The sequence below is a fragment of the Allofournierella sp. genome (assembly GCF_048388525.1).
GTDB lineage: Bacteria > Bacillota > Clostridia > Oscillospirales > Ruminococcaceae > BQOK01.
Genome location: NZ_DBGCTQ010000073.1, coordinates 1 through 17,742, shown reverse-complemented (window position 1 = coordinate 17,742; position 17,742 = coordinate 1). Strand labels below are relative to the sequence as shown.

16 protein-coding genes are annotated in these 17,742 nt (G+C 62.3%); 7 read left to right on the top strand and 9 right to left on the bottom strand.

The genetic code is table 11. From position 1 onward, the window contains the following. Positions 1-12 precede the first annotated feature (12 nt). Together rplL and ACMLHZ_RS09375 are read left to right on the top strand one after the other, a co-directional pair. Positions 13-387 (top strand): 50S ribosomal protein L7/L12, encoded by a 375-nt coding sequence (gene rplL / locus ACMLHZ_RS09380; RefSeq protein ID WP_418454509.1) that lies wholly within the window; start codon positions 13-15, stop codon positions 385-387. A gap of 232 nt (positions 388-619) precedes the next feature. Next, on the top strand, positions 620-1,759 hold the full coding sequence (locus ACMLHZ_RS09375) for an aldo/keto reductase (RefSeq protein WP_418667472.1): 1,140 nt from the start codon (positions 620-622) through the stop codon (positions 1,757-1,759). Positions 1,760-1,956: 197 nt separating this feature from the next. Here ACMLHZ_RS09375 and ACMLHZ_RS09370 read toward each other — a convergent pair whose 3' ends face one another. After that, positions 1,957-2,625: a metallophosphoesterase gene (locus ACMLHZ_RS09370; protein ID WP_418667471.1), complete on the bottom strand. Its 669-nt coding sequence runs from the start codon at positions 2,623-2,625 to the stop codon at positions 1,957-1,959. Between the two features lie 164 nt (positions 2,626-2,789). Between ACMLHZ_RS09370 and ACMLHZ_RS09365 the strand changes: the two genes are divergently transcribed. The 3 genes from ACMLHZ_RS09365 to ACMLHZ_RS09355 are packed head-to-tail and all read left to right on the top strand — an operon-like array spanning position 2,790 to position 6,085. Continuing rightward, complete coding sequence (locus ACMLHZ_RS09365; RefSeq protein ID WP_418667470.1) at positions 2,790-4,136, top strand: D-alanyl-D-alanine carboxypeptidase family protein; 1,347 nt, start codon at positions 2,790-2,792, stop codon at positions 4,134-4,136. A 47-nt stretch (positions 4,137-4,183) separates the two neighbouring features. Further along, positions 4,184-5,641 carry a nicotinate phosphoribosyltransferase gene (locus tag ACMLHZ_RS09360; RefSeq protein ID WP_418667469.1) on the top strand — a complete coding sequence of 486 codons (1,458 nt, stop codon included), beginning with the start codon at positions 4,184-4,186 and terminating at the stop codon, positions 5,639-5,641. A gap of 54 nt (positions 5,642-5,695) precedes the next feature. Then, positions 5,696-6,085, top strand: coding sequence for a putative ABC transporter permease (locus ACMLHZ_RS09355; RefSeq protein WP_418667468.1), 390 nt, complete (start codon positions 5,696-5,698; stop codon positions 6,083-6,085). A gap of 42 nt (positions 6,086-6,127) precedes the next feature. Here ACMLHZ_RS09355 and ACMLHZ_RS09350 read toward each other — a convergent pair whose 3' ends face one another. From ACMLHZ_RS09350 to ACMLHZ_RS09325, 6 genes are all read right to left on the bottom strand, one after another. Beyond that, entirely contained in the window at positions 6,128-7,813 is a 1,686-nt protein-coding gene (locus ACMLHZ_RS09350) for an alpha-glucosidase (RefSeq protein WP_418667467.1), read from the bottom strand. 165 nt (positions 7,814-7,978) lie between these two features. Further along, positions 7,979-8,950, bottom strand: coding sequence for an isochorismatase family protein (locus tag ACMLHZ_RS09345; protein WP_418667466.1), 972 nt, complete (start codon positions 8,948-8,950; stop codon positions 7,979-7,981). A gap of 79 nt (positions 8,951-9,029) precedes the next feature. Then, positions 9,030-11,093: an ATP-dependent DNA helicase RecG gene (gene recG / locus ACMLHZ_RS09340; protein ID WP_418667489.1), complete on the bottom strand. Its 2,064-nt coding sequence runs from the start codon at positions 11,091-11,093 to the stop codon at positions 9,030-9,032. Positions 11,094-11,202: 109 nt separating this feature from the next. After that, complete coding sequence (locus tag ACMLHZ_RS09335) at positions 11,203-12,894, bottom strand: DAK2 domain-containing protein (RefSeq protein ID WP_418667465.1); 1,692 nt, start codon at positions 12,892-12,894, stop codon at positions 11,203-11,205. A gap of 46 nt (positions 12,895-12,940) precedes the next feature. Then, a complete protein-coding gene (locus tag ACMLHZ_RS09330; RefSeq protein ID WP_418667464.1) occupies positions 12,941-13,297 on the bottom strand; it encodes an Asp23/Gls24 family envelope stress response protein in 357 nt (118 codons plus the stop codon). 20 nt (positions 13,298-13,317) lie between these two features. Further along, the gene (locus tag ACMLHZ_RS09325) at positions 13,318-14,880 is read right to left on the bottom strand and encodes an ABC transporter substrate-binding protein (RefSeq protein ID WP_418667463.1); all 1,563 of its coding nucleotides are present in this window, start codon (positions 14,878-14,880) and stop codon (positions 13,318-13,320) included. A gap of 208 nt (positions 14,881-15,088) precedes the next feature. Between ACMLHZ_RS09325 and ACMLHZ_RS09320 the strand changes: the two genes are divergently transcribed. Continuing rightward, positions 15,089-15,538, top strand: coding sequence for a CBS domain-containing protein (locus ACMLHZ_RS09320; protein WP_177565678.1), 450 nt, complete (start codon positions 15,089-15,091; stop codon positions 15,536-15,538). Positions 15,539-15,541: 3 nt separating this feature from the next. Next, positions 15,542-16,051, top strand: a complete 510-nt coding sequence (locus ACMLHZ_RS09315; RefSeq protein WP_418667462.1) for a flavin reductase family protein — start codon at positions 15,542-15,544, stop codon at positions 16,049-16,051. 120 nt (positions 16,052-16,171) lie between these two features. On the opposite strand, the gene sdaAA is transcribed toward ACMLHZ_RS09315, so the two are convergent. Together sdaAA and sdaAB are read right to left on the bottom strand one after the other, a co-directional pair. Then, positions 16,172-17,104, bottom strand: coding sequence for an L-serine ammonia-lyase, iron-sulfur-dependent, subunit alpha (sdaAA, locus tag ACMLHZ_RS09310; protein WP_418667461.1), 933 nt, complete (start codon positions 17,102-17,104; stop codon positions 16,172-16,174). A 17-nt stretch (positions 17,105-17,121) separates the two neighbouring features. Beyond that, the coding region (sdaAB, locus tag ACMLHZ_RS09305; RefSeq protein WP_418667460.1) for an L-serine ammonia-lyase, iron-sulfur-dependent subunit beta at positions 17,122-17,742 on the bottom strand (621 nt) is incomplete at its 5' end.

Sequence of the window (17,742 nt, the reverse complement as noted above, 5' to 3'; positions counted from 1 at the left end):
GAGGTAAATACAATGGCTTCTGAGAAAATCACCAAGATCATTGACGCTGTGAAAGAGCTGAGCGTTCTGGAACTGAAAGAGCTGATCGATACCTACTGCGAGGAGTTCGGCGTGTCCGCCGTGGCCGCTGCCGCTCCCGCTGCCGGCGGCGCTGCCGCTCCCGCTGCGGAAGAGAAGACCGAGTTCGACGTGGTGCTGGCCGAGGTTGGCGCCAACAAGATGGCCGTGATCAAGACCGTGAAGGAAGTGACCGGTCTGGGCCTGAAGGAAGCGAAGGACCTGGTGGACAACGCCCCCAAGACCCTGAAGGAGGCTGCCTCCAAGGCCGACGCCGAAGAGATGAAGAAGAAGCTGGAAGAAGCCGGCGCCAAGATCGAGCTGAAATAAGTTTTTTCGCACCCCTTGAGCATCTGCAAGGCCGCCGCCCAAAATGGGCGGCGGCCTTTTTGCGCTGCACAAGAGGCGGGAGCAGAGGGGCGGAGGTTTGACATTCACGGCGTTCAGGGCTAAAATTTAGAAAGCAGGGCGCCCCGGGGGCAAAGGCGGGGGAACGGCCGGGCCGGAACAAACCGCCGGAGAAAAACGGGGACAAAACAGCAAAAAGAAAGCGGGCGACACGATGGAATACAGGCAGATTGGCAAAACGGGGGAAAAGAGCAGCATTATAGGGCTGGGGTGTGAGCACCTGGACGGAAAGCCCTTTGGGCAGGTACAGGAAACGGTGGACGCCGCCCTGGAAAACGGGGTCAACCTGCTGGATGTTTTTATGCCGGGCGACGAGGTGCGGCAAAATATTGCAAGGGCGCTGGGCGGCCGCCGCAGCCAGGTGATGATCCAGGGGCACATCGGCTCCACCGACGTGAACGAGCAGTATGACATCAGCCGGGACCTGCCCACGGCAAAGCGGTACTTTGAAAAGCTGCTTCGCATTTTTGGCTACATTGACTTTGGCATGATGTTTTTTATTGATTCCGAGGAGGATTATAAGGGCGTTTTTGAGACCGGCTTTGCAGACTATGTGAGCAGCCTGAAGCAGCAGGGCTACATCAGGCATATCGGCTTCAGCTCGCACAACCCCCGCACGGCGGCGCGGGTGATCGGGACGGGGCTGCCGGAGATGATGATGTTCAGCATCAACCCGGCGTTTGATTTGTACCCGGCCGAGACGAACGCCCTGAACGCGCTGGATGAGGGGCTGGACCGGGCGGCTTTCCGGGGCTTTGACCCGGAGCGCGCGGCGCTTTATGCGCTGTGCGAACAAAAGGGCGTGGGCATTACCGTGATGAAAACGCTGGGGGCGGGCAAGCTGATCTCGCCCGAGTACACCCCCTTTGACCGGCCGCTGACGGTGGGCCAGTGCATCCATTACGCCCTGACCCGGCCCGCGGTGGCCAGCGTGATGCTGGGCTGCCAGAGCCGCGCCCAGGTGCTGGACGCGGTGCATTACCTGGACATGAGCGACGCGGAGCGGGACTACACCCCGGTGATGGGCACGCTGCGCAGCGATTTTGCAGGCAACTGCGTGTATTGCAGCCACTGCCAGCCCTGCCCGGTGGGCATTGACATTGCGGCGGTGAACAAATATCTGGACATCGCCCGGCTGGACGCCGCGCAGGTACCGCCCTCGATCCGCTCGCATTATGCGGGGCTTGCCCACGGCGGCGGCGAGTGCATCGGCTGCGGAAGCTGCGAAAAGCGCTGCCCGTTCGGGGTGCCGGTGATGAAGAACATGGCCGCTGCCGCGGAGATCTTTGGATGAAAAGCGGGGCAGCCGCGGAATTGCCGGCCCCCAAAACAAGGCGCGTGCCGGGAAAACGTTACGTGCGCCAAAAAATATTTCTTCGCTTTTTCAAAAAGATCCGGCCCCGGGGCCGGTCGGAAACAAAAGGCGGCGCGGCGGGGAAAGATCCCCTGCCGCGCCACCTGTATTATTTGAGCTTTTTTGGCCTGCCCCCCTTATTCCTCCAGCGGCACCACCTGGCGGAACACGGCCTGCGCCTTGCTGGAAAGGGCCATATCCCTGTGATAGCGGCCGAACAGCCACTTTTTGTATTCAGTGTTTTTCATTACGTTGTCGAAAAAAGTGTGCAGCCAGTTGGGCTGCCCGCGCATGTACTGCGTGAACTCGAGAATTTGCAGCGGCGCGTCGTGGGTGAGGATGTAATCCACCCGGCGGCCCGCCCGGTTCAGGTTTTCGGCGCACCATTCCAATTCGTCGGTGGTGGGCATTTCGGCCCGCCACCAGTTCACGCCCTCATCCCGGTCTTCCTTGTCCCAGCTTTCGGCGCCGCCGAAGCACAGCAGCTTTTTGCCCTCCAGCTCCAGAATGCTGCCCCGCAGAATGTAATACACGCCGCCGCCGATGTGCCGGGCCCGGCCGCCCTCGAACTCCTCGACCGGGTATTCCCGCAGGAGGTCGAAATTCTCGTGGCAGCCGTCGATGAAGAGGATGCGGTAACGGCGCTTTTCGAGCCATTTCAGGTTTTTTTGTTCAGCCTTGTCGCCGTTCCACAGGAAACCGAAATCCCCCAGAACGATCAGGGTGTCGCGCTTTTTCAGTTTTTTCAGGGCCTTTTCTTCAAAGCGCGCAAGGTCGCCGTGGATATCACCCGTTACATAGATCAAAGCCTCACACCTCTTTCGCCCAAAAGTCTTTATAAACGCAAAAAAAGCTGATATAATAAAAGCTACACCAGCCGCCGGGCACAGCGCCCGGCAGGTGATTGGGAACCACCCCGGCAGCCAACACTGCCTTTATCATTTTATCGCGTTTAAAGGGAAATGTCCACATGAAAAAATTCGCTGCACTTGTGTTGGGCCTGGCGCTCGCCTGCGGCGTGCTGGCCCTGCCCGCCGGGGCGGTGGGGTTTGCGCCGCCGTTTGAGATCGCGGCCCCCGCCGCCTACATTGTGAATACCGACAGCAACATCATTGTATATGAAAAAAACAGCGAGCAGCAGCTGCCCGCCGCCAGCCTGACCAAGCTGATGACGGCCATTCTGCTGCTGGAAAATTACCAGGACCAGCTGGACACGGTGACCGCCGCGCCGGATCAGTCCATTCAGGACTACGTGTACATCCACGGGGGCTCCCACGCGGATATCCGCCCGGGTGAGGAGCACACCATGCGCCAGCTGCTCTACGCCATGATGCTGCCCAGCGCCAACGAGGCGGCCCTGGCCGTGGGCAAAAAGATCGCCGGCGGCAGCCTGGATAATTTTGTTTATATGATGAACGCCCGCGCCAAGGAGATCGGCTGCACCGCCACCACCTTTACCGACGCCTGCGGCCTGGACGAGGGCAACCTGAGCACCGCGCGGGACATGTATCTTTTGCTGCGCTACGCCATGAGCTTTGACGCCTTTAAGGAGGCCTGCAAGGCCACCCGCTACAACATGGGCGAAAACCCCCGCTACGCCTCGGGAGCTTACAACGTGATCACCACCAACAAAATGGCGGATTCGGCCCTGGGAGGCAACTACTACCGCAGCTACAACCAAGGCGGCAAGACCGGCAGCCTGGGCGACTGGCAGAACTTTGCCTCGTGGCACACCGGGGGCGACGGGGGCGAAACGTATATCTGCGTGGTGCTGAACAGCCCCAACAGCTGCGACCCCTACGAGTACGCCACCAAGCGCCCCGCCCTGTACGAAACCGGTGTTTTGATGGACTGGGTGTTCGAGAATTTTGCCATACAGCCCGCGCTGAAAGCGGACGAGGCGATCACCGAGGTGGGGGTGAAATACTCCACCGACGGCGACACCCTGATGCTGTGGCCCAAAGAGGACCTTTACAGCATTTTGCCCCTGGGCACCGACGAGACCGTGACCCAAAAGACCTTTGAGCTGCCGGAATTTGTGGCCGCGCCGGTGAAGCGGGGCGACGTGGTGGGCACCGTTTCGGTGTCGCTTTCGGGCGAGGTGATCGGCGTGGTGGAGCTGGTGGCCGGGCGGGATATGGCCCGCAACCCGCTGCTGTACACCCTTTCCAAGGTGGGCGAGTTTTTCGGCAGCCTGTACTTCAAGGTGGTGCTGGCGCTCTCGGCCCTGGCCGTGGTGATCTACCTGATTTTGTATGTTTATTGGCTGACCAAGCGGCGCGGCAGCAAAAAGAAGGTGCGCCGCCGCCAGTTCTGACAAAAGACCGGCGGCGCCGGCCAAAAAGAGAAAGTGGGGAAAACCGTATGTTGGACAGTACACGGAATTTGACCACCATTATGGACTTTTACGAGCTCACCATGGCGGCCGGCTACCTGGAAGAGGGCTACGAGGACAAGATCAGCGTGTTTGACATGTTCTTCCGCAAAATCCCGGACGGGGGCGGCTTTGCCATTATGGCCGGGCTGGATACCTTTATCGACGCGGTGGAGCATCTTTCGTTTACCGGGGCCGACATCGACTACCTGCGCGGCACCGGGGTGTTCAATGAAAAGTTTCTGGAATACCTGAAAAACTTCAAGCTGCACTGCAACATATGGGCCATCCCGGAGGGCACGCCCATTTTCCCGCGGGAGCCCATCGTGACGGTGGAGGGCCCCTCGATGGAGTGCCAGCTGCTGGAAACCCTGCTGCTGGTCACCTTTAACCACCAGTGCCTGGTAGCCACCAAGGCAAACCGCATTGTGCGCAGCGCCCAGGGCCGCCCGGTGATGGAGTTCGGCGCACGCCGCGCCCAGGGGTACGACGCCGCGGTGTACGGCGCCCGGGCGGCTTACATTGCCGGGTGCAGCTCCACCAGCTGCGTGATGGCCGCGCGGGATTTCGGCATTCCCGCCAGCGGCACCATGGCACACAGCTGGGTGCAGATGTTCCCCACGGAATACGACGCCTTTAAAAAGTATGCCGAGCTGTACCCGGACGGGTGCGTGCTGCTGGTGGATACTTACAATGTGACCAAGAGCGGCGTACCCAATGCCATCCGGGTGTTCGACGAGGTGCTGGCGCCCCTGGGCAAGCGCCCGAAGGGCATCCGCATCGACTCGGGGGATATTGCCTATCTTTCGAAAAAGGCCCGCAGGCAGCTGGACGAGGCCGGCTATGAGGACTGCCCCATCTGCGCTTCCAACAGCCTGGACGAATACATTGTGCGGGACCTGATCCTGCAGGGCGCCCAGGTGGACAGCTTCGGCATCGGCGAAAACCTGATTACCGCCAAGAGCGACCCGGTGTTCGGCGGCGTGTACAAGCTGGCCGCGATTAAGGAGGATGGGCGCTATATCCCCAAGATCAAGGTGAGCGAGAGCATTGAGAAGCTCACCACCCCCCATTTAAAAAAGGTCTGGCGCATCTGCGACAATTACACCGGCAAGGCCATGGCGGACTATGTGACCATTTTTGACGAGGAGGTGGACGCCAGCCGCGGCCTGACCCTGTTTGACCCATTGCAGACCTGGAAGCAGCGCACCTATGAGAACTGCACCGCCCGCTGCCTGACCATCCCCATTTACCAGGAGGGCAGGCTGGTGTATGAACGGCCGGGCGTGCAGGCCATTCGGGAATACTGCAAGGCCCAGATCGACGGCCTGTGGGAGGAGAGCCTGCGCTTTGAATACCCGCACAGGTACTATGTGGATCTTTCGCAGCGCCTGTGGGACTGCCGGCAAGAGCTGCTGGAAACAATTTCAAAGCTGGGCAACGCCTGACCCGCCACATAAACGCAGCCACCCGGGGAACAATGTTCCCCGGGTGATTTTTTTATGATTGGGAAAATAGCGCTGTTCTGCTTTGGAGCGCTGGGCTACGGCGCCATTGAGGTGGCCTTTCGCGGCCACACGCATTGGACCATGCTGGTTGCGGGCGGGCTGTGCCTGCTGCTGCTTGAGCAGGTGAACCTGCACCTTGCCGCATGGCCTCTTTTGGTGCGCTGCGGCATCGGCGCGCTCACCATTACCGGCGTGGAGCTAGCCTTTGGCCTGGTGTGCAACCGGGCGCTGCACTGGGGCGTATGGGACTATTCGGACCAGTGGGGCAACCTGCTGGGGCAGGTGTGCCCGCTTTACACTTTCCTGTGGTTTTTGCTGTGCATCCCGATTTTGGGGTGCTTCAGCCTGGCGGGCCGCTGGCTTGCGGGCACAGGCGGGCTGTGAGCGCCCAAATCGGCAGGGCGGGCAGGCAGCCCGCCGCCTTACTTATTCCATTTCCAGCACCAGCGCCTGCCAGGGGGCCAGGATCAGGGCTTGCTGCTCCAGCTCGGGGGGAAGCTGCCGACTGTTTGCCACCACCGCGCGCACGGGGCCGGGCAGCGGCAAAAGCATTGCCTCGTCTGACAAATTGGACAGCACCAGCAGCTTTTTATCTGCCCTGCGCCAAAAGGCGGCCAACCCTTCGCGTTCGGTGTATAGGGGCTCAAAATCGCCCCAGACCAGGGTCTCTTTATACGCAGGGGCTTTTCGCAAAGAGATCAACTTTTTGTAGAAATTCAGCACCGAGGCAGGATCGGCCTGCTGGGCTTCGGCGTTGACCGACCGGTACCGCGGGTTGACCGGCATCCAGGGGACGCCGGCGGTAAAGCCCGCGTTCGCCTGGGCGGACCACTGCACGGGGGTGCGGGCGTTGTCGCGGCTGTAGTGGGCGATCACCTCCAGCGCGTCGTCGGCCCGCAGGCCCGCGGCCAGGCAGGCGGCGTATTCGCCCTTGGTGTTTACATCGTCGACCTCGTAAATGCTGGTGAAGGGCTTGTTGGTCATGCCCAGCTCCTGCCCCTGGTAGAGAAAGGGCAGCCCGCGCAGCAGCAGGGTGACGGCGGCCAGGGCTTTTTGCGCCCGGGGCTGCTCCTCAAAGCCCAGGGGCAGGTAATGGCTGACGCCCCGGGGTTCGTCGTGATTTTCGATCACGTTGGACAAAAAGCCCACGCCCTGCGCTGCTTTTTGGCTGGAAAAGCAGCAGTCCCGGTAGTCGGTGGGGCTGGGGCGGCGGGCGGCCCACCAGCCTTTTGGGCTTTTGCCGCAGCAGGTGGCCGCAAAGTCGAACATGCTGGAAAAGTAGCCGTCCGGGCCGATAAAGGCCGCCAGCTCGGCGGGATCGGTGTCGAACACCTCGCCCACGGTGAACGCGCCGTGGGGGCGGAAGGTGTTATCCCGCAGCTCGGTGAGGTATTCGGCCAGGTGCGCCTTGGCGCTGGGCTCGGCCAGCATATTGCAGCAGTCGGCCAGGCCGTCCGGCCTGTCGGCGGGGTAGTCGCGGAAGACGTCCGGCTTGCCGATGTTTACAATAGCGTCGACCCGGAAGCCCGCAATGCCTTTGTCAAGCCACCAGTTCACCATCTGGTAGATTTCGCGGCGCAGGGCGGGGTTGGACCAATTCAGGTCCGGTTGCTTTTCGTGAAACAGATGCAGGTAATAGAGATCGGCGTGGCCGGGCACCGGGCTCCACACGCCGGCGCCGAAATACCCCCGCCAATTGCAGGGCGGCACACCGTTTCCCCCCCGGCGGAAATAGAAATACTGCCCATACGGCCCCTCGGGGTCGGCCAGGGCTTTTTGGAACCAGGGGTGCTGGTCGGAGCAATGGTTCACCACCAGGTCCAGCACAAGGCGCATGCCCCGGCGCTTTGTTTTGGCGATGAGCCGTTCCAGGTCGGCCATGGTGCCGAAGCGCGGGTCCACGCCGCAATAATCGGAAATATCGTAGCCTTCGTCGGCCAAAGGGCTGGGGTAGACGGGCGAAAGCCACAAAAGGTCCACCCCAAGCTGCTGCAAATAATCGAGTTTTTCCAGGATACCGGGAATATCCCCTACACCGTCGCCGTTTGAGTCGTTAAAGCTTTTGGGCCAGATCTGATAACCCACGCTCTCGTGCCACCACTGCCGCTGCATCTGCGCCGCCCCTTTCTATTGGAAACGTTTCCAGCTCCATTATAGCAGGTTTTGCCCGGTTTGCAAGGGGAAGAAGGATTTCCGGGAGAGAAGGGAAAAGCACTGCCTGACCGCTTTGGATCGGGTAAAGAAAAACCGGCCTGCCCGCGGGAAACAGAGCGAGCACTACACCCTTTTATGGAACTTCCAGAAATTGACCGTCTCCAGCAGGTCCTCCTCGCCGTCAAACAGAGCAAGCTCTTTTCCGACCTCGATGGCAAAATCCACATAGGCGTTCGCTCTGGCGGTGATGACATGCTGATCCCTTGCTACGTCAAGATCGGCGGAACGGGTCGACCGAAGCCCCGTTAAGATCCCTGCCTTCTCCAGTACGTCCACACCGGCACAAATGGCCGCGATCACGCTTCCTTTTTCCTTTATGCTTTTAAGAAAGCTGTATACCTGTTGATCCTTGAGGGGGGAAACATCGCCGCCCGGAACGATGAGGATTCTTATGTGAGCGGTATTTAATTCTGAGAGCTTGGCGCTCACCTTCAGTGAATAGCCCTCGGCGGAAGTGATGTCTTCTCCGGTGAGGGAGCAGAATACCGTTTCGGAACCGGTGAGTTTTAAAAAGTAGTTGAGGATCGCGATCTCGTAAATACAAGCTGTGTCGAACAGCAATACGACGTCTTTCATTTCAGAAGGCACAATTGCAACTCCTTTTTCTAAAAGCGATACTTCCGTCTTTTCAAATCGTTTGATATTTTGCACGCCTATACAGTCACACTGCAATATCGTTTTATAGCCGTTTTGAACAGAAGCCATTGCAGTGCTTGCTATACAGGAATTCCCGTCAATTCCTGCGATCTCGATTTCTGTGATCTGATTTTGCCTCAAAATTTCTTGCAGCTCAGGATTGGAAAAGGCATTGGCCGTTTCTTTGCAGAGGGTATATGCAGAACAGATGTTCAAATCCGCTGCCAGTTCATTTGTTTTTCTGCCGCTTCTAAGCCTTTTTGTGTTTTTTACATATACAATGAGCTCCTTGTCTGCCGCCGCCCTTTGGATCCTTTTGTTTACGCGAGTAAGCAATAAAGGCGGATATTTTTCTATATAACCCTCTTGCAGATCGACTACAAGTAATGCTTTTGCCATGCTGTTTTCTCCCCTATGCCAAAGAATGCCGCGGCATATCAATATACGTTTTGTATATTGATGTTGAAATATGTGGAAATCAGTTGAAGGTGGTGCGCCGGAACAGGCGCTCGACCTGAGCGGCGAGAACCTGGTGTTCAGGCGCGGCCAGCTTGGGATCCTGCTCGAGCAATTCCCGGGCGCTTTTTTGCGCGGCCTCCAGGGCGCGGGTGTCGGCCGTGAGGTCCGCCAGCTGCAGGGTGGGCAGGCCGTGCTGCCGGTCGCCGAAAAAGTCGCCGGGGCCCCGGTGCTCCAGGTCGTATTTGGCGATCTCGAACCCATCCTGGGTATGACAGAGGAACTGCAACCGCTCCCGCACGCTTTCGCCGCCGTGGTCGCTCACCAGAAAGCACCAGGATTCCTGCGCGCCGCGGCCCACCCGGCCCCGCAGCTGGTGCAGCGCAGAAAGGCCGTACCGCTCGGCGTTTTCGATGACCATGACCGTGGCGTTGGGCACGTCCACCCCCACCTCGATCACGGTGGTAGACACCAGCGCGTCCAGCTCGCCCGCCTTGAAGGCCTCCATCACGGCGGCCTTTTCCCTGGGTCCCAGCTTGCCGTGCATCAGGCCCACCCGGCGGCCGGGCAGAAGCGCCTGCGCCACCTCTTTATAATAGGTCTTGACCGCGCTCAGCGCGTCCGGGCCGTCGGCCTCGCCCTCCTCCACCCGGGGGCACACGATGTAGACCTGGCAGCCGGCCTCGATCTGGGCGTTCAAAAAGCCGTACATGGCGCGGCGCTTTTCGCCCCGCACCGCCCGGGTCTTGACCGGCTTGCGGCCGGGGGGCAGTTCGTCCAGGATGGAGATATCCAGATCGCCGTAAAGCAAAAGGCCCAGGGTACGGGGAATGGGGGTGGCGCTCATGACCAGTACGTGGGGGCTTTGGGCCTTGCCCGCCAGCAGGCCCCGCTGGCGCACCCCAAACCGGTGCTGTTCGTCGACCACGGCAAAGCCCAGGCGGGCAAATTCCACCCCGGTGCTGAGCACCGCGTGGGTGCCCACCACAAGGTCCGCCTCGCCCGCCGCAACGGCGGCCAGGGCGGCGCGCTTTGCGGCGGCCTTTATGCCGCCGGTGAGCAGCGCCACCCGCACCCCAAAGGGGCCGAGCAGCTTTTCCAGGGTGCCGGCATGCTGGGCGGCCAGGATCTCGGTGGGGGCCATCAGGGCGCTCTGGTAGCCGTTTTGGTGGGCCATATACACCCCGGCGGCGGCCACGAGGGTTTTGCCGCTGCCCACGTCGCCCTGCAAAAGGCGATTCAGGGGGGCGGCGCCGGCCATGTCGGCACAGATCTCGGCGGCGGCCCGGCGCTGGGCGGCGGTGGGGGCGAAAGGCAGGCTGGCCCAGAAGGGGGCCAGGTCCACCCTGCGCATGGGCGCGCCCGCCCGGGCGGCCCCCCGGCTGCGCAGCAGGATGAGGCCCAGCTGCAGGGTGAGCAGCTCCTCAAAGGTGAGCCGCCTGCGGGCTGCGGCTGCGGCCTCGGGGGCTTCGGGGCAGTGGATGGCCCGGACGGCCTCCCACTTGCCGGGCAATTTGTATTTTGCCAGCAGGGCAGAGGGCAGGGGCTCGGGCAGGGGGTCGGCCCCCTCCAGGGCGCTTGCCACACAGCGGGCGATCTGGCCGCTGCCCAGGCCCTCGGTCTGGGGATACACCGCCACCAGGGGGGTGCGGGCCACCTGGGCGGCGGTGCGCACGGTGGGGTTTGCGATTTCGCGCCGGGTCAGGGTGCCCCGTACCCGGCCCTCGAAGTAATATTCCTCGCCCACCGCCAGCTTGTCGGCCATGAAGTGGGTGTTGAACCAGGTGAGCGAGAGGGAGGCGCTGCCGTCGCCCGCCAGCACCTGCACCATGGTGCGCCCGCCCGGCAGCCGGACCGCGGCCTTTTTGGAGTAGACCGCGGCCTTTACCACGGCGTCGGCGTCGAAGGGGGCCTGGGCCACGGGGAAGGGGCGCGTGTAGTCGATGTAGCGACGGGGGTAGAGCTGCAAAAGGTCGGCCAGGGTTTCGACCCCCAGGCGCAGAAATTTTTCGGCGGTTTTGGGGCCCACGCCCTTTACATATTGCACGGGGGTATCTGGTTTCATGGAGAGGGCCTCCTTTTTCAGTGTGGGTTCGGCTGCTTTTATTATAGCATAAAATGCCCCGAACAAAGCAAAAAGGCGGGGAACGGACCGCTCCGTTCCCCGCCTGTGGAGGCCGCCCCGGGCGGCGCGTTCACTCCACGCTGATCATATAGTAGTATACGGGCTGACCGCCGTTGATGAGGGTGACCTCGATGGAGTCGCCCACCTTGGCCTGCACCAGCTCGGTGGTGCGCTGGGCTTCCTCTGCGCTCACGTCGCAGCCGGAGATCAGGGTGATAAAGCTGGTGTCTTTTTTGACCATGCTGCGGGCCAGGCGGTAGGTGGTTTTGGCCACGTCGACGCCGATGTTCACGATCTTGCCGTTTTCCAGCGCCATGATCTCGCCCTTTTTGATCTTGTGGCCGTCGAATTCGCTGTTGCGGGCGGCAAAGGTGACAAGGCCGGTGCTGACCTTGTCGGCCGCGGCCATCATGTTGATGGTGTTGGCGTCCACCGCGGCGTCCGGGTCAAAGTTCAGCATGGCGGTGATGCCCTGGGGGATGGTGCGGGTGGGCAGCACCACAATGCGCCGGTCGGCGATCTTTTGGGCCATCTCGGCGGCCATGATGATGTTTTTGTTGTTGGGCAGCACGAACACGGTTTTGGCGGGCACGCTTTGCACCGCGGCCACAATGTCCTCGGTGGCGGGATTCATGGTCTGGCCGCCGCTTACCACCGCGTCCACCCCAAGGTCCGCGAACACGGCGGCCAGGCCCTCGCCCGCGGCCACCGAAACAAAGCCGTATTCCCGCTCGGGGTCCACGGCGGCGTACACGAACTGGCCGGAGGGGGCCTTTTGCTCGGCCTCTTTCTGCTTTTCCAGGCCCTTGCCCTGCTTTTGGCGGGCCAGGAACTGCTCGTGCATGTTCTCGATCTTGAAAGAGGTGAGGTAGCCGTACTGGATGGCGTGGCTCAGGATCTTGCCCGGGTCGGCGGTGTGCACGTGGCAGTTGGCCACGTCGTCGTCCTCGATGACCACCACGCTGTCGCCGTTGGATTCCAGAAAGGCGCGGAGCTTGGTGATGGAAGCGCCGGGCTCTTTGTTTACCAGGAACTGGGTGCAGTAACCGTTGGTGATGTCCTCCACTTTCATGAGGTCGTCGGTAAAAACGCCCTTGCCCGCGCCGGAGGTGGAGAGCTTGGCCTTGTTCTGGGTGAGTTCCTCGCTCTTGATGGGCTGGCCCCCCTGGAACACGGCCTGCATGCCCTCAAAAATAACCACCAGGCCTTGGCCGCCCGCGTCCACCACGCCGGCCTTTTTGAGCACGGGAAGCTGCTCAGGGGTGTGCTCGAGCGCGCGCTGGGCGGCGGCCAGAACCAGATCCCACAATTCGTTCACATCGGCAATGCCGGAGGCGCCCGCATCCTCGCTGGCAACGCGGGCCACCGTGAGCATGGTGCCCTCGGTGGGCTTCATGACGGCCTTGTACGCGCCCTCGACGCCCTTTTCCAGCGCGGCGACCAGATCATCGGCGCCCGCCTCGCGCTTGCCCTCCAGGGCTTTGGCGAAGCCGCGGAACAGCAGGCTGGTGATCACGCCCGAGTTGCCGCGCGCACCCCGCAGCATGGCGCTGGCGGCCACCTTGGCGGCCTCGGCCACGGTGCAGTCGTCGCCCAGGGCTTCCAGTTCGCGGCAGGCCGCGCCCACGGTCATGCTCATGTTGGTGCCGGTGTCGCCGTCCGGCACGGGGAAGACGTTCAGCTCGTCCACGCGGGAGCGCTGGTTGGAAATATTGTTGGCGCCGGAGATGATGGCGTCGCGCAGGGTTTTACCGTTTATCATAAAAATTACACCTCAACATCAAAGATAGGATTGGGGGCGGGGGCATTTAGTCATCCGCCACGATATCATCCACCGAAACCTCGATGCGCTGGACCTTCAGGCCGGTGGCGTTTTCGACCTCGTGCTTTACCTTGTGGGTGATGCTTTGCACAATGGTGGCAATGTTCAGCCCGTAGCCTACCTTGATGTGCAGCTCGATGGTGAGGCGGCCGCCCGACTGGGTGACCCGCACGCCCTTTTCGGGAAAATCGCTGCCGAACACCAGGCTTTTCAGGTCCTCGGCGGCGCCCGCCGTGGCCATGCCGGCCACACCATAGCAGCTGCGGGCCGCCTGGCTGACCAGCTCGGCGAAGTAGTCCTCGGTCATGCTCACGGCGCCCAGGGGGTTTTTGAGTGTGATCATAAAAAGGGTACCTCCTCGTATCAGGAATTTTGGGCCGCGCCGAAACGCAGGTCCGCCAACGAATAGAAAACATTGCTCAAAGAGGGCGACAGGCCGCCTATATCGCGGCTGTGGACCACGACGCCGTTGCGCCAGAGCAGCGGCACAAAGGGCATTTCGGCCGCAAAGGCGGCCTCGAACGCGCCCGCCGCGCTTTGGTTGTGCTTGAACGAGGTGTAGGCCGCGGCGAGAGCCTCGCTGGGAAGGATGCCCGCGCTGGCCCCGCCACCCTCAAAAAAGGGGCTCATATCCATATTATTATACAACTTGACCTCGCCGATGTACAGATCAAAATCCCCTAGGGCAACTTTTTCGGACCATGCGTCAAAATTGTCGGTTTCTTCCACCTGCAAATACAGGCCCCTGGCCCCCAGCTGCTGCTGCAGAAGCGTGGCCGCATATTTTTTGTAGGTGCTGCCGCTGTAGACCAGAAGCCGCAGGGTAAGCCGCTCGCCGTCCGCATTCTGGTAATAGCCGGTCAGAGGGTCCTTTTGGAAGCCCAGCGCCGTGAAAGCGGCCCCGGCGCCCGCGGCGTCCAGCTCCGCCTCGGCCAGAATGCTCTGCTGAGCCATCACACAGGGGTAAAAGCTGTTGATGGCGCCGGTGGCGGGGTAGGCGCGGGAATAATAGCTTTTTTCGGCCAGCTGCCGCCGGTCGATGAGCCGGCTCAAAAGCGCCCGGCCGCCCGGGGAGGCCAGCAGGGGGTTGGGGGCGGCCGCGCCCTGCTGGCCGGCGGCGTTGACCCCCAGGAACACCAGATTGTTGGTGCGGTAGTAGGTCTGCTTGCTGGCCACACTGGCCGAGGACTCCAGCGTTTCACTGGCGGCGTACAGGTTCAGGGTACCCACCGCAAGGCCGCTGACCATCTCGTCGTAGCTGCCCACCTCGGCCAGGCGGATGGTTTCGGGCCCGGCTTCCGGAAAGGCGCAGCGGCTGTTGCGCACCAGTTCGCCCGCGGCGCCGTAGGTGTAGCGGCCGCTTGCCGTGGGGCTGGCGAGCGCGGTTTCGGAGGCTTTGAACACCGGAATATCACACAGATACGCAAACAGGGAATCGGGCTCGGCCAGGGTGAGCACCACCGCGCCGTCCTGCACTTCCAGCCCGGTTACGCCGGCAAAGCGGCTGCCGTACAGGCCGCTGGCCTGGGCCGCACGCAGGCTGGCGGCCGCGTCTTCGGCGGTGATGGGGGCGCCGTCGGCAAAGGTGCAGCCGCTGCGGATATGAAGGATGACCTGGTTTTCCACACAGTCGACACCGGAGGCCAGCCGGTAGGAGAGCGCCATGTCCGGCCCGATCTCCACCAGCTTTTCAAACAAAAGCCCCGCGTTCTGGGCCACCAGGGTGGAGGGGGTGAGATAGGGGTTGAAGCCGTCGGCCGGGACATACCCCAGCACCAGCCCCGTGGCTGCGGGCGCGGAACTGGGCGCGGGAGTGGCGCCGGGCTCTGTGCTGCCGGAGCCCGTGGAGGTGGGCGCCGTGCAGCCGGTGAACGCCAGCGCGCAGCAGCACAGGGCGGCCGCCAGACGGGTGAGAGGGCGGGCCATTGCATCCACATCCTTTGAACATCAAAATAAGTATGCTATATTGTAGCATAAAAATATGGCGATTTAAAGGGGCAGATAAAATTTTGTGGCCAGGCATTATTATTCATAAGTTTTTCATATCCCTTTCACAGAGGGTGTGATATAATAAAAATGACAAAAGTATTACTAAAGCGCTGGAACCCCGGCGCTTCGAAAAGAGGTAAAACGAGTGAACATCCTGTTTTTCCTTACCCCAAAGCAGGACGTGGCGTATATCTACGACGATTTCACCCTGCGGCAGGCCCTGGAAAAGATGGAGCACCACCGCTATTCCTCCATCCCGGTACTGAACCGAAAGGGCGAATATGTGGGCACCATGACCGAGGGAGACCTGCTGTGGGGCATCAAAAACCAGAACCTGAAGCTGGAAAACGCCGAGGATATCCCCATCCGAAGCATCCCGCGCAAACGGGATTACAAGCCGGTGTCGGTGAACACGCAGATGGACGAACTGGTGGCGGCGGCCATGACCCAGAATTTTGTGCCGGTGCTGGACGACAAAAAGAGCTTTATCGGTTTGGTAAAGCGCAATGCGATCATTCAATATTGCTACGACCGGTACCGGGCGGTGGCGCCCATGCTGAACAAGAAAACTCAGATGGAAAGGCAAGTGTTGTAAAAGATGGCATATCGCAGGATCAGCCCGGAGCAGATGCAGGGCAACCCTTTTGAGATGATCGGAAAGCAGTGGATGCTGGTGACCGCCGAAAAGGGCGGGGCCGTGAACACCATGACCGCCAGCTGGGGCGGCCTGGGCGTTTTGTGGCGCAAAAACGTGGCCTACATTTTTATCCGGCCCCAGCGCTACACCAAGGAATTCATCGACGCGGGCGAGCGCTTTACCCTGAGCTTTTACGGCGAGGAGCACCGCAAGGCCCTGGCATACCTGGGCAAGGCCAGCGGCCGGGACGGCGACAAGATCGCCGCGGTGGGCTTTGAGGAGGAGCGGTTCGACGGCGCGCCTGCCTTTAAGCAGGCCCAGCGGGTGCTGGTGTGCAAAAAGCTGTATGCCCAGCCGCTGGACCCCGCCTGCTTTATGCCGGGCACCGACTGCGACGCGGCCTGTTACCCGGAAAAGGACTACCACACCCTGTATGTGGGCGAGATCGAGGCCGTGTACGAACGGGAATAACCAAAAAACGCCCCCCGCGCAAGGAACGCTTGTGCGGGGGGCGTTTTGCTGCCCGGAACAGAGCCCCCCGGCGGGCGCCGGGGGGTGGGGGTAAAGCGGCGATTGGGGTGTGGAAAAGGGTCAGGGTTTGGGGCAGGAGGAACAGGCGGCGCAGCCGCCCGCGGCGGGGGAATGGCCAAAGACCCGCTGGTGCAGGGCGCGGGCGGTGGGGGTGGCGGCAAGGCCGCCCTCCGCCGTTTCCTTCAGGGCGGCGGGCATGCCTTCGCCCACCTTCTTCATCGCCCAGATCACCTCGTCGGCCGGGATGGCGCTGCCCATGCCCGCAAGCGCCAGCTCCGCCGCAACGAACGCGCCCGCCACGCCCGAGGCGTTGCGCTTGATGCACGGGATCTCCACAAGGCCCGCCACCGGGTCGCACACAAGGCCCAGCACGTTCTTGAGCGCGATCGCCACCGCATCGGCCAGCTGCGCCGGGCTGCCGCCCCAAAGCTCCACCAGCGCCGCTGCCGCCATGGCCGCCGCGCTGCCGCACTCGGCCTGGCAGCCCCCCTCGGCGCCCGCCAGCGTGGCGGTGTTGGCGATCACCATGCCCACCGCGCTGGCCGTGAACAGGCTCAGCACGCACGCGCGCTCGGTGCAGCCCTTTTCCGCCTGCATGGTGAGCACCGCCGCCGGCAGGATGCCGCAGCTGCCCGCCGTGGGCGCGGCCACCACCCGGCCCATGGCCGCGTTCAGCTCGCTCACCGCCAGCGCACGGTACAGCGCACCGCCCAGCACGCTGCCCGTGAGCGAGCGCCCGGCCTCCACCGCGCGGCGCACCTTGAACGCCCCGCCCCCGGTCAGCCCGCTGGTGGATTTCAGGTCCGGCGCGCAGCCCGGCCCGATGCACCCGGCCATGACCCGGTAGCGGGCCAGCATTTCCTGGTACACCTGTTCTTCGCTTTGCGAAAGCTCCGCCGCCTGCTGGCGCAGCACCACGGCCGAAACTGCTTCACCCGCTGCCTGGGCCGCATCCACCAGCCCGGCGATGCTCTTGTAATCCAACTGCTGCATAAAACCCCCTGCCTTTCTCACATGCGGGGCAGCAGGGTGGAACTGAGCACATTGGGCAGCCGCCCGATGGCGCCGCTCAGCTCTTGGCCAAAGCTGCCGTCCGTCTCGATGGTCATGACGGCCGCGCCGCCCTTTTGCCGCCGCGCCAGGCGGAAATTGCAGATGTTGACGCCCGCGGCCGCCAGCAGCTCGGTGACGGCGGCGATGGTGCCGGGGGCGTCTTTGTGGAGGACAATGAGGGTGGTGTACTGGCCGGAGAACTGGACCTCCATGCCGTTGACGCGGCTGACGAGGATGCTGCCGCCGCCCACGCTGGCGGCCTGGACGCTGACGGTTTCACCGCCGGCGCCCCGGAGGGTGAGGAGGGCGGTGTTGGGGTGCGCGCCGTCCAGTTCGGTCTCGCGGATCTGGACGGCGAGGCCCGCCTGCCGGGCGAGGGCGGGGGAAAAGCGGATACGTTCGTCGTCCGGCGCGAGGCCGAGAATGCCCGCGATGAGGGCTTTGTCGGTGCCGTGGCCCCTGTAGGTGCGGGCAAAGCTGCCGTGCAGCCCGATCTCGGCCCGCACCGGCTCTGCGCCCAGCAGCGCCCGCGCCGCCAGCCCCATCCGCACCGCCCCAGCCGTGTGGCTCGACGACGG

Coding starts and splice junctions, on each gene's coding strand:
- ACMLHZ_RS09375 (WP_418667472.1), top strand. CDS start 620: ATGGAATACAGGCAGATTGGCAAAACGGGGGAAAAGAGCAGCATTATA.
- rplL (WP_418454509.1), top strand. CDS start 13: ATGGCTTCTGAGAAAATCACCAAGATCATTGACGCTGTGAAAGAGCTG.
- ACMLHZ_RS09360 (WP_418667469.1), top strand. CDS start 4,184: ATGTTGGACAGTACACGGAATTTGACCACCATTATGGACTTTTACGAG.
- sdaAA (WP_418667461.1), bottom strand. CDS start 17,104: ATGCAGCAGTTGGATTACAAGAGCATCGCCGGGCTGGTGGATGCGGCC.
- ACMLHZ_RS09335 (WP_418667465.1), bottom strand. CDS start 12,894: ATGATAAACGGTAAAACCCTGCGCGACGCCATCATCTCCGGCGCCAAC.
- ACMLHZ_RS09345 (WP_418667466.1), bottom strand. CDS start 8,950: ATGGCAAAAGCATTACTTGTAGTCGATCTGCAAGAGGGTTATATAGAA.
- ACMLHZ_RS09365 (WP_418667470.1), top strand. CDS start 2,790: ATGAAAAAATTCGCTGCACTTGTGTTGGGCCTGGCGCTCGCCTGCGGC.
- ACMLHZ_RS09350 (WP_418667467.1), bottom strand. CDS start 7,813: ATGCAGCGGCAGTGGTGGCACGAGAGCGTGGGTTATCAGATCTGGCCC.
- ACMLHZ_RS09325 (WP_418667463.1), bottom strand. CDS start 14,880: ATGGCCCGCCCTCTCACCCGTCTGGCGGCCGCCCTGTGCTGCTGCGCG.
- ACMLHZ_RS09355 (WP_418667468.1), top strand. CDS start 5,696: ATGATTGGGAAAATAGCGCTGTTCTGCTTTGGAGCGCTGGGCTACGGC.
- ACMLHZ_RS09330 (WP_418667464.1), bottom strand. CDS start 13,297: ATGATCACACTCAAAAACCCCCTGGGCGCCGTGAGCATGACCGAGGAC.
- ACMLHZ_RS09315 (WP_418667462.1), top strand. CDS start 15,542: ATGGCATATCGCAGGATCAGCCCGGAGCAGATGCAGGGCAACCCTTTT.